General features: G+C 46.8%; 11 protein-coding genes and 1 riboswitch. All 11 genes read right to left on the bottom strand.

What is annotated here, in order from left to right; translation table 11 throughout:
- Window positions 1–304 precede the first annotated feature (304 nt).
- The 11 genes from ACZYR9_RS23360 to ACZYR9_RS23310 all read right to left on the bottom strand — a co-directional run bounded on the left by ACZYR9_RS23360 (window position 305) and on the right by ACZYR9_RS23310 (window position 11601).
- Entirely contained in the window at window positions 305–1090 is a 786-nt protein-coding gene (locus ACZYR9_RS23360; protein ID WP_488980823.1) for a LutC/YkgG family protein, read from the bottom strand.
- Window positions 1083–2588 (bottom strand): LutB/LldF family L-lactate oxidation iron-sulfur protein, encoded by a 1506-nt coding sequence (locus ACZYR9_RS23355; RefSeq protein ID WP_488980822.1) that lies wholly within the window; start codon window positions 2586–2588, stop codon window positions 1083–1085. The genes ACZYR9_RS23360 and ACZYR9_RS23355 overlap by 8 nt, the downstream gene beginning before the upstream one ends.
- Window positions 2566–3315 (bottom strand): (Fe-S)-binding protein, encoded by a 750-nt coding sequence (locus tag ACZYR9_RS23350; RefSeq protein ID WP_488980821.1) that lies wholly within the window; start codon window positions 3313–3315, stop codon window positions 2566–2568. The genes ACZYR9_RS23355 and ACZYR9_RS23350 overlap by 23 nt, the downstream gene beginning before the upstream one ends.
- 130 nt (window positions 3316–3445) lie before the next feature.
- A complete protein-coding gene (locus tag ACZYR9_RS23345; RefSeq protein ID WP_488980820.1) occupies window positions 3446–4159 on the bottom strand; it encodes a FadR/GntR family transcriptional regulator in 714 nt (237 codons plus the stop codon).
- A 148-nt stretch (window positions 4160–4307) separates the two neighbouring features.
- Window positions 4308–4559: a YunC family protein gene (locus ACZYR9_RS23340; protein ID WP_488980819.1), complete on the bottom strand. Its 252-nt coding sequence runs from the start codon at window positions 4557–4559 to the stop codon at window positions 4308–4310.
- 27 nt (window positions 4560–4586) lie between these two features.
- Window positions 4587–5696 carry a site-specific integrase gene (locus tag ACZYR9_RS23335; protein WP_488980818.1) on the bottom strand — a complete coding sequence of 370 codons (1110 nt, stop codon included), beginning with the start codon at window positions 5694–5696 and terminating at the stop codon, window positions 4587–4589.
- A 108-nt stretch (window positions 5697–5804) separates the two neighbouring features.
- Entirely contained in the window at window positions 5805–5996 is a 192-nt protein-coding gene (locus ACZYR9_RS23330; RefSeq protein ID WP_488980817.1) for a helix-turn-helix domain-containing protein, read from the bottom strand.
- Window positions 5997–6117: 121 nt separating this feature from the next.
- Window positions 6118–7833 (bottom strand): methyl-accepting chemotaxis protein, encoded by a 1716-nt coding sequence (locus tag ACZYR9_RS23325; RefSeq protein WP_488980816.1) that lies wholly within the window; start codon window positions 7831–7833, stop codon window positions 6118–6120.
- 85 nt (window positions 7834–7918) lie between these two features.
- Window positions 7919–8005: riboswitch (cyclic di-GMP riboswitch) on the bottom strand.
- A gap of 349 nt (window positions 8006–8354) precedes the next feature.
- Window positions 8355–9464 (bottom strand): site-specific integrase, encoded by a 1110-nt coding sequence (locus ACZYR9_RS23320; RefSeq protein ID WP_488980818.1) that lies wholly within the window; start codon window positions 9462–9464, stop codon window positions 8355–8357.
- 108 nt (window positions 9465–9572) lie between these two features.
- The gene (locus tag ACZYR9_RS23315; protein ID WP_488980817.1) at window positions 9573–9764 is read right to left on the bottom strand and encodes a helix-turn-helix domain-containing protein; all 192 of its coding nucleotides are present in this window, start codon (window positions 9762–9764) and stop codon (window positions 9573–9575) included.
- A 121-nt stretch (window positions 9765–9885) separates the two neighbouring features.
- Window positions 9886–11601 (bottom strand): methyl-accepting chemotaxis protein, encoded by a 1716-nt coding sequence (locus ACZYR9_RS23310; protein WP_488980816.1) that lies wholly within the window; start codon window positions 11599–11601, stop codon window positions 9886–9888.
- Window positions 11602–11629 lie beyond the last annotated feature (28 nt).

Raw genomic sequence — 11629 nt, 5'->3', positions numbered from 1 at the left:
CATGCCCTTTCAGTTGTTCCAAGCTACCGGCTCCTCTGTTCCCTTCTTATCTCGCGCTAAACTAAAGGTGAAATCCTGCGAATTCATGAGTCTGAGTGAGAAAACCAAATCATTTCGAGGGAGCTTAATGCTCGCGGTCAGTCTACAACTTTATTTTCACGGTCTAACACATTATTTTTCAGTCTAACACTTTATTTTCAATCTAAATTTATCCTATATCGGGATCCGTTTAAACGCTTCCTTGTTAGATGACAAAACCCCGCGTTCTCATCTTCATGCGAGATCTGCGGGGCATTTAAATAGCTTATTTGATGATGACGGCGTATACCTTGCCGGGGCCGTGAATGCCGATCGTCAGGTCGTTTTCGATATCGGCGCTTCGGCTCGGTCCGGTGATCAGATTGAGAGAAGAAGCGTACTGCTCCGGCGATGTTTTATCCCGGGTAATCCGCTCAAACGCTTCCCCCATCCGGTTCACCAGCTGGTCGGCGCGGAACACCGCAAATAAAATGTCCGTTAACAGGCTGACCGATCGTCCTCTTTGCGGAGAGCACTGAAGCACTAATGTGCTTGTATTCGCTACAGCATAGTCGGGCCATACGATTCCAAGCTGGCATCGTTCCGTTCGCTTCAGCAGTTCACTGCGCTGTGCCCAGTTCGTCTCAGGCAGCCCCTCTACGCCCTTCTCGGGTCGAAATTCCGGCCGGCTCGGCCTCACCGGCTCCACCCACGGAATAACCTCAATACCCGCTTCCTCGAGCACCTCATCCAATCCGAGGGCCTTCAGATCCTCGTGCTCCCAACGGGAGATATGGGTAACGCCAAGCTCGGCTGCGATCTCCTTCAGCCAAGCGCCGATCCGCTGCTTGGCCTCAGAGGCATCTACAACAAGAACTTTGCCGGTTAGAGCCGTCCAATTCTCGGTAAACAACGAAATGTTCTCTTCAACCGTGCGGACCGTATCTTTATACCATTGCGGCGCGCCCCGGAATAGATGGGCCGGAGCAGAGCTTGCTGCGGCGCTGCGTCCAAGCCTCGAAGACAAGTTCCCGATAAAAGCATCCCGGCCTTGGATTGTACCTTTAGTCATGTCGCTTCCCCTCCTCCCAAGCCCGATTGGTCAAAGCTCCTGCACGTCCGGCATCTTTCTTCAGTTCCTCCTGAAGAGCTTGCCATCGTTCACGAAACGACTGCTTCGGCTTCATCGGCAAATGGCGCGATTGCGTCCAGCCCGCTGCCGGTCCCGGCGCTTGCTTGATCACGCCTTTGGTCACAAACGGCTTCATAAGATAATAGGCGGACTTTGTCGCCATCCGATACAGCTTTACGTTACCGAACGTCGTCTGGAAGGTCTTGAAAGCCACACGTTCGGCCAGCGGTGTAAGCCCGAGCCGAACCTTGCGTGCCCGCAGCTGGACGAGCATGTCATGCAGCGGAATTTTCACCGGACACGCTTCGTAGCATGCGCCGCATAAGCTGGAGGCGTAGGACAGCTGCCCCGCTTCCTTCATGTCCTGCTGCAGCAGCGGCGTCAGGACAGCTCCAATCGGCCCGCTGTATACGCTGCCGTAGGTGTGTCCGCCCACATGACGGTACACGGGACAAACATTCAGGCATGCCGCGCAGCGGATACAGTGCAGCACCTCTTGAAATACCGGATCTCCAAGCTGTGCGGAGCGCCCGTTGTCCAGGATAATCAAATGAAGCTCCTCCGGCCCGTCCAGCTCGCCTTCGCGGCGCGGTCCCGTGATCATCGAGGTGTACGTTGTCAGCTTCTGCCCTGTCGCACTCCTGGCCAGCAGGTTCAAAACGACCTCAAGATCATCGTAGGTGGGAACCAGCCGCTCCATGCCCATAATGACGACATGGCATTTGGGGATCGTGCTCACCATCCGCCCGTTGCCTTCATTGGAAACGAGCGTGATGGCGCCCGATTCGGCTACGCCGAAATTGCATCCGGTCAGTCCGATATCCGCCTGGAGGAAATAGTCGCGAAGCCGCTGTTTGGCATACTGAGCCAGTACCGGCGTTTCCGGCAGAAACGCTTCTCCCGCCTCCGCCGAGAACAAATCGGCGATTTGCTGCTTGTTTTTGTGAATGGCCGGTATGATCAGGTGGGAAGGCGTTTCCTTGGCCAGCTGCAAAATATATTCGCCCAGGTCCGTCTCAATGGCTTCGATGCCCCGTTCTTCGAGGTGATGATTCAGATGAATCTCCTCCGACACCATCGATTTCCCCTTGGCGACCAGCTTAGCGCGGCGCTGTTCGGCAATGCCCATGAATGTTTGGACGGCTTCATCCCCGGTACGGCAAAAGTACACATGTCCGCCCGCCTTGGCAACATTATCCGAGAATTGCGTCAGGTAGTAGTCCAGATTGTCCACAACATGCTTGCGGATCAGCCGTCCGCGTTCCCGCCACTGCTCCCATTCGCCGAAATCGTCCGTTGCCTTTTTCTTGCCGGTCTTCAGCTTATCGGTTGTAAACGCTACCGCTTTGCGAAGAAAATCATCCGACAGCGCCTCCTCCGTCCGCAGCTTCAGTCCTGTTCCGATCAATTCCTTCTCATTTGCGACCTGACGACTCACCGCGCTTCACCCCTTCCTCCAGCAGCTGCGCCAAATGCATGACGCGCACCGGCTTATTTTCTTTATTTAACCGGCCGCCGATATTCATCAGACAGCCCATATCCGTGCCGACAAGCACACTGGCGTTGGTCGAGCAGACGTTAGCCGCTTTCTCGCACACCATCGCCTCGGACATGCTCGCCATCTTGACCGCAAACGTGCCGCCAAAGCCGCAGCAGTCTTCTTTATAGGGCAAATCGATCAGCTCCAGCCCTTGAACATGGGCCATCAGCGTCCCGGGCTCCTCTCTTACGCCCAGAAGACGCATCGCATGACAGGACGGATGATAGGTGACTTTTTCCGGAAATTCGGCGGCCCAATCCTTTAACCCCAGCACATTGACAACAAATTGGGAAAACTCGTACGTTTTTTCGATCAGCCGCTCCGCTTTGGCTTTCCATTCCGGCTCGTTCTCAAACAGCTGCGGATAGTAATGATGCACCATTCCCGTACAGGAGCCCGACGGCGACACTACATAATCGCTGTGCTCAAATGCGCGAATCCAATTGCGCGCCACTTCGCGCGCTTCATCTTGATAGCCGCTGTTGTACGCCGGCTGGCCGCAGCAGGTTTGCAGCTCTGGAAAATCAACCTCACAGCCGGCCCGGTGCAAGAGCCTGACAACGCTCTCACCGACTTCAGGGTACAACTGATCGGCCAGGCATGTAATGAACAAGGACACTTTCATCGGATCCATCATCCTTTTTTAGTTATGAGCTCACTTACTTGTCAGGTTATCAGATAAGTTGTATTTTGAAAAGGGGGGCTGGAACATTTTGGGCGTTATCTTTCATTCCCATCCTATATTTTCCATAGCCCTATTTTTTCAGAAACTTCAGCAGAATCTGCTCAACGTGGAACAAATGGCGCTTCATTTCCTCTTGTGCCGCCGCCGCATGTTTGCCGCGAATGGCTTCATATACCGCTTGATGCTCCTGCCAAAGCCGGATCGACACCTGCCGGTTGGAATACATTTCGAGCCTGCGGGTCTCACGGATCGCCGTCTGCATCTGGGACGAGATCGAATCGATCAGCCGGACGATGATTGAGTTATGCGTGGCCTCGGACAAAATCAAGTGAAATTCAATATCTGAGCGTTCTCCTTCTTCCTCATCGCCAAGATGCTCCTCCATCCGCTGCAGCACCGCTTCAAATTTACGAAGATCCTTCTCCGTTCGCTTCTCAGCCGCCATGCCTGCCCCGGCAATCTCCAGCGCCTTGCGCGCCTCGATCAGCTCCAGCACCGTTTCCTTGCTCATCAGCAGCGAATCGAACTCCGGAAGCCCCACATCCTGAGCTTCGATCCTTCGGACATAGCTGCCTTCGCCCTGATGAATTTCCACCAGCCCCATCGCTTTCAAGGCGCTTAGCGCTTCCCTGACGGTTGAGCGGCCTACCTGAAACCGTTCGGACAGCTCCTTTGTCGACGGAAGCTTCTCTCCGGGCTTCAATACTCCGGTAACGATCTGCTCCTGGATTTGATCGGCAATAACTTCATAGATTTTACGCGTTCTGATTCTCTGGATCTCCACCCCCTTCTCCCTCCCTTCTCTTCTTGCTTCAGATAATCCCATTATACCTGGAATCGCACAGAGCACAACTAACCAAACAGAACGGATGCAAAGGTTCAATGGATAAAATAAAACCGCCGAACCTAGGTCCGGCAGCGATCGCGTTGCGTTAAAACATCAGCTTAACCGCGTCTTTACCTTTCATCCCCGGCAGGATACCGAGCGCCTCCGCGCCGTAGGTTACAGATTCCAGCGGGGCCTCCAGCAGCTCGCCGATCGTCTTGACTCCCGTTGCCCGGCCGGCGATAATTCCCCGTTCCTTCAGCCTCTCGTTTAGCAACCCGACATCCAGCGCTCCGCACGTGATATATTCGCATAAAAATCGTTTTACATCTTGCGGTCTGGGCTCATCGGCATTCAACAGGTCACAAAATGCTCACAAGGCGGATCACCATGTCATGATTTCATCCAATTTATCGGCAACCTCTTGCTGCATACTCGGCAGTACATGGCTGTATACGTCCAGGGTAACTCCAATTTTCGAATGTCCCAACCTCTCTGAAATGACCTTCACATGAATATTTTTTTCCATTAACATGGTAGCGTGAGTATGCCTCAGCGAATGAAACGGAATATGCGGTAAACCGGAATTTTTGACATCTTGAATATAATTCCTTGTTAGATTAGATGGATAAACGGTCCCGCCATTTTTCAAGTTATAAATCACTAAATCCAAGTCTACAAATTTTGCTGCTGTTTGTTTAAACGCCATGTAATCCTCATACTGCTTTTTTAAAGTGTGAATTAACTGAACAGGCATCGAGATCGTTCTTTCGCCGGCTATCGTTTTAGCTCCGCTTTTTAACCTCTTCCCATAATTCGCCAGTGTTTGCCTAACGGTAATTGTTTTGTTATCAAAATTGATGTCCTTCCATCGCAAGCCTAGTATTTCACCTTGTCGCATTCCGGTTAACAGCGCGAGAGCATATACACAAAAAAATCTTCTGTTTCTCGTAAACTCCAGGAACTGATTGGCTTGCTTCACAGTCCAAACCTTCATTTCTTGCTTCTGGCTTTTGGGGAGCTTTACTTTTCTCATATGATTTACTTTGATGTATTTGTAATCTACAGCCGTGTCCAATGCCAGTTTAATCAATGTACAAATTCGATCGATCGTATTACGGGCGTAACCGGCTTGATGCATCTCATTTACAAACCTCTGACATAGGATCGGATTCAGCTGTTGTAATTTAATCGTCCCCAGCCTGGGAATAATATGATTCTTTAAGTACAGGGAGTTGTTATAATAACTCGTTTCTTCACATTCCAATTTCCTCACATTCTCAAGCCAGTAAGTCATAAACTCGCCAAGCGATTGTCCGTTCGTCCCGATATACCCGTCTTTTTGTACTTCATTCTGAAGTGAAATCAGTGCATCATTAGCGTCTCTTTTGGTCTTAAACCCCTTTCTTCGGACTTGCTTTCTTTTTCCGTTAACATAATGGTCGAATACAAATTCCCACTTCTTTGTTTTCCCGTTTTGAAAAATGGAAGCCATCGTTATCCCTCCGTTATTAGGAAAAGGATTAAGAACGGAACCAAAATTGTGATCTATCGTCTTACGGTTCAATCACTCATGGCTTAGCCCACAACATTCTAATAAGCGCTAATTTCCTTTAACTTCATCCTTCAACCAATGTTCGAATACCTCATGATGAACCAAGTACCTCCGCCCCACTTTAATGGAACGAAATTCACCTCTTTTGATGATTTCATATGCCCTATCGCGGCCAATCCCCATGATCTTCATAATATCCTTGACTCCTAACATAATCTTTTCATTATTTTGTACATCCATTTGATCACCTCTTTTGGTACGTAACATATGCGGATTAAGATTTGTCCTATTCCAGCCATCGACGGCACGATGAATTACAAAAAAGAACCCGCTGTCATGAACGACAACGGGTTTATCGGGATTACACTTTGAATTTACTTATTACATCCTGCAGATCTTGAGCCATTCTTGTTAAAGCTTCCGCAGATGCTGATATTTCCTCCATCGAAGCATTTTGTTCTTCTGCCGAAGCTGCTACGCTTTGAGTATTGCCTGCCGATTGCTCGGCAATATGAGCTACACCTTCCATCATTTGCGTCATGTTTTGCGAACTCGAATTCACTTGTTCAATGATTGCAGACACCTCTTGAGATTCGGCTACGACCTGTTCGATCGCCTGAACAATGTCCCTGAAAGAATCACCGCTTAGATTAACCATGTGAATGCCCTCTTTGATGATGGATGCGCCTTCATTCATCGATAGTACAGCTTTCTCTGCTTCGTTTTGAATCTCCCCGATCAGACCTCGAATTTGGCCCGCCGCGTCACCGGATTGTTCCGCTAATTTCCTTACTTCATCAGCTACCACAGCGAACCCTCGTCCATGCTCCCCCGCCCGCGCGGCCTCTATTGCAGCATTTAAAGCCAGTAGATTCGTTTGATTTGCTATTTCCGTAATCATCTGTACGATTTGACCGATTTCCCTTGATTTTTCACCAAGGGAATGAATAACCTCCGCCGTGCGTCCGGCAGACTGCTGCATACTGTTCATTTGCTCCACGGCCTGGGACACCACTTCATTACCGGCATTCGCTTTCTCGCTGGCAGTCAACGTTAAATCAGCTACAGATTGAATAGACATGGCTGCCTGGTTCATCCCTCTAGAAATTTCAACCGCCGCCTCATTGGCTGTTGTGGCGCTGTGAACTTGCTTTTCCGACCCTAAGGCCACTTCTTGAATGGCCATTGAAATTTGTTCCGTTGCTTTACTCGTTTGCTCAGCACTCGCAGATAATTCTTGCGAAGTAGCTGCTACCTGCTCGGAATTCATTCCTACTTCACCAATCAAATGACGAAGATTTTTTTTCATCTGATTGAAGGAAATCGCCAGATCGCCAATTTCATCACGGTTTTTCACTCTAAGATCACCTTCTGTCAGGATGCCGTTTGAAATTTTTTGAGCACCGTCAGCTATAGCGAGAATAGGTCTCGTAATCATTCGGGAAATGATTAAACCGATGGCAATAGCCAAGACGAAAGTAAAACTGCTCAAGACAATGACCGTTGTGAGCACCGAACCAACCAAATTCATGTTCGCACGACTCGCATCCTCCATCATTTTAGCCTGATCGGCAGCAATTTGGTTGGAAATGTCTCTCATTTCTCTCGCCAAAGGAAATAAGACTTGTACGGAATGCCGATTCGCTTCAGCCGGATTGGTTTTGTTCAAATTAATGACCGCATCTGAATTGGTTTTGAATTCGGCATTAAATATTTGAAGCTTTTGTAGCGCTTCCATAAGTGACGGGCTTTGAACCAATTCGTATGTAGCCTTTATTTCTTCATTCATTTCGTTAATAGCCGTCTGTACGATCTCTTCCGAACCTTGCTCATGCAATAAAACCCCTCTCATACCGGCGATTTGCTGTGAAGCATGGAATTGAATATCCTTTGCATTTGCCAATATCGCTGCATTACGATCAACCAAATCAGAAAACGATTGTTCTACCTTCTTGATGTTGTAATACGAAATAAAGCTGATTATTCCAAGAAGCATGGATACACTCAGGAATCCGCCAATCAGCTTTTTGCCCACAGTAAATTTCATCGACAGCCTTTTACCAACCTTAAGTTTCATAAATAACATCCTCTTTCTGTATTTTCATTATTAAAAAAATGACTATTTCCTAATGAAATAGCCACCTTGCTAGCGGTTAACTATATTCGGTAACCCGGCGATCATAGCTTATTCAAGCGTTAGACCCGTAGCTTTGCGTCTCCGCCTTTCGACGGATTTGCCTTTATCATGATGTAGGACTTCCTTCCTAATATCTAATATATCAGATGTTGCAAAAAAAATAAATACAATTCAGGTAATCATTGTATGCATTATTTAACATTAAACAAACCAAGATCACAATCCGGGTCACAATAACGGAATACTTTGACGTTTTTCTAATCACAAATCAGAAGGAGTCAGGACATAATAACAGATGGAGAATACTTGTCCCACGGAAACCTAGGCGATGAGCTCGTGACTAATCCAAGCTATGCTAACTTATTTGCTCCGCACGTGATATATTCGCATAAAAATCGTTTTACATCTTGCGGTCTGGGCTCATCGGCATTCAACAGGTCACAAAATGCTCACAAGGCGGATCACCATGTCATGATTTCATCCAATTTATCGGCAACCTCTTGCTGCATACTCGGCAGTACATGGCTGTATACGTCCAGGGTAACTCCAATTTTCGAATGTCCCAACCTCTCTGAAATGACCTTCACATGAATATTTTTTTCCATTAACATGGTAGCGTGAGTATGCCTCAGCGAATGAAACGGAATATGCGGTAAACCGGAATTTTTGACATCTTGAATATAATTCCTTGTTAGATTAGATGGATAAACGGTCCCGCCATTTTTCAAGTTATAAATCACTAAATCCAAGTCTACAAATTTTGCTGCTGTTTGTTTAAACGCCATGTAATCCTCATACTGCTTTTTTAAAGTGTGAATTAACTGAACAGGCATCGAGATCGTTCTTTCGCCGGCTATCGTTTTAGCTCCGCTTTTTAACCTCTTCCCATAATTCGCCAGTGTTTGCCTAACGGTAATTGTTTTGTTATCAAAATTGATGTCCTTCCATCGCAAGCCTAGTATTTCACCTTGTCGCATTCCGGTTAACAGCGCGAGAGCATATACACAAAAAAATCTTCTGTTTCTCGTAAACTCCAGGAACTGATTGGCTTGCTTCACAGTCCAAACCTTCATTTCTTGCTTCTGGCTTTTGGGGAGCTTTACTTTTCTCATATGATTTACTTTGATGTATTTGTAATCTACAGCCGTGTCCAATGCCAGTTTAATCAATGTACAAATTCGATCGATCGTATTACGGGCGTAACCGGCTTGATGCATCTCATTTACAAACCTCTGACATAGGATCGGATTCAGCTGTTGTAATTTAATCGTCCCCAGCCTGGGAATAATATGATTCTTTAAGTACAGGGAGTTGTTATAATAACTCGTTTCTTCACATTCCAATTTCCTCACATTCTCAAGCCAGTAAGTCATAAACTCGCCAAGCGATTGTCCGTTCGTCCCGATATACCCGTCTTTTTGTACTTCATTCTGAAGTGAAATCAGTGCATCATTAGCGTCTCTTTTGGTCTTAAACCCCTTTCTTCGGACTTGCTTTCTTTTTCCGTTAACATAATGGTCGAATACAAATTCCCACTTCTTTGTTTTCCCGTTTTGAAAAATGGAAGCCATCGTTATCCCTCCGTTATTAGGAAAAGGATTAAGAACGGAACCAAAATTGTGATCTATCGTCTTACGGTTCAATCACTCATGGCTTAGCCCACAACATTCTAATAAGCGCTAATTTCCTTTAACTTCATCCTTCAACCAATGTTCGAATACCTCATGATGAACCAAGTACCTCCGCCCCACTTTAATGGAACGAAATTCACCTCTTTTGATGATTTCATATGCCCTATCGCGGCCAATCCCCATGATCTTCATAATATCCTTGACTCCTAACATAATCTTTTCATTATTTTGTACATCCATTTGATCACCTCTTTTGGTACGTAACATATGCGGATTAAGATTTGTCCTATTCCAGCCATCGACGGCACGATGAATTACAAAAAAGAACCCGCTGTCATGAACGACAACGGGTTTATCGGGATTACACTTTGAATTTACTTATTACATCCTGCAGATCTTGAGCCATTCTTGTTAAAGCTTCCGCAGATGCTGATATTTCCTCCATCGAAGCATTTTGTTCTTCTGCCGAAGCTGCTACGCTTTGAGTATTGCCTGCCGATTGCTCGGCAATATGAGCTACACCTTCCATCATTTGCGTCATGTTTTGCGAACTCGAATTCACTTGTTCAATGATTGCAGACACCTCTTGAGATTCGGCTACGACCTGTTCGATCGCCTGAACAATGTCCCTGAAAGAATCACCGCTTAGATTAACCATGTGAATGCCCTCTTTGATGATGGATGCGCCTTCATTCATCGATAGTACAGCTTTCTCTGCTTCGTTTTGAATCTCCCCGATCAGACCTCGAATTTGGCCCGCCGCGTCACCGGATTGTTCCGCTAATTTCCTTACTTCATCAGCTACCACAGCGAACCCTCGTCCATGCTCCCCCGCCCGCGCGGCCTCTATTGCAGCATTTAAAGCCAGTAGATTCGTTTGATTTGCTATTTCCGTAATCATCTGTACGATTTGACCGATTTCCCTTGATTTTTCACCAAGGGAATGAATAACCTCCGCCGTGCGTCCGGCAGACTGCTGCATACTGTTCATTTGCTCCACGGCCTGGGACACCACTTCATTACCGGCATTCGCTTTCTCGCTGGCAGTCAACGTTAAATCAGCTACAGATTGAATAGACATGGCTGCCTGGTTCATCCCTCTAGAAATTTCAACCGCCGCCTCATTGGCTGTTGTGGCGCTGTGAACTTGCTTTTCCGACCCTAAGGCCACTTCTTGAATGGCCATTGAAATTTGTTCCGTTGCTTTACTCGTTTGCTCAGCACTCGCAGATAATTCTTGCGAAGTAGCTGCTACCTGCTCGGAATTCATTCCTACTTCACCAATCAAATGACGAAGATTTTTTTTCATCTGATTGAAGGAAATCGCCAGATCGCCAATTTCATCACGGTTTTTCACTCTAAGATCACCTTCTGTCAGGATGCCGTTTGAAATTTTTTGAGCACCGTCAGCTATAGCGAGAATAGGTCTCGTAATCATTCGGGAAATGATTAAACCGATGGCAATAGCCAAGACGAAAGTAAAACTGCTCAAGACAATGACCGTTGTGAGCACCGAACCAACCAAATTCATGTTCGCACGACTCGCATCCTCCATCATTTTAGCCTGATCGGCAGCAATTTGGTTGGAAATGTCTCTCATTTCTCTCGCCAAAGGAAATAAGACTTGTACGGAATGCCGATTCGCTTCAGCCGGATTGGTTTTGTTCAAATTAATGACCGCATCTGAATTGGTTTTGAATTCGGCATTAAATATTTGAAGCTTTTGTAGCGCTTCCATAAGTGACGGGCTTTGAACCAATTCGTATGTAGCCTTTATTTCTTCATTCATTTCGTTAATAGCCGTCTGTACGATCTCTTCCGAACCTTGCTCATGCAATAAAACCCCTCTCATACCGGCGATTTGCTGTGAAGCATGGAATTGAATATCCTTTGCATTTGCCAATATCGCTGCATTACGATCAACCAAATCAGAAAACGATTGTTCTACCTTCTTGATGTTGTAATACGAAATAAAGCTGATTATTCCAAGAAGCATGGATACACTCAGGAATCCGCCAATCAGCTTTTTGCCCACAGTAAATTTCATCGACAGCCTTTTACCAACCTTAAGTTTCATAAATAACATCCTCTTTCTGTATTTTCAT

The sequence above is a fragment of the Paenibacillus sp. F024 genome, from assembly GCF_057814255.1.
Note: the sequence above shows the minus strand (reverse complement) of the source record. Positions and strands in the feature narration are given on the sequence as shown.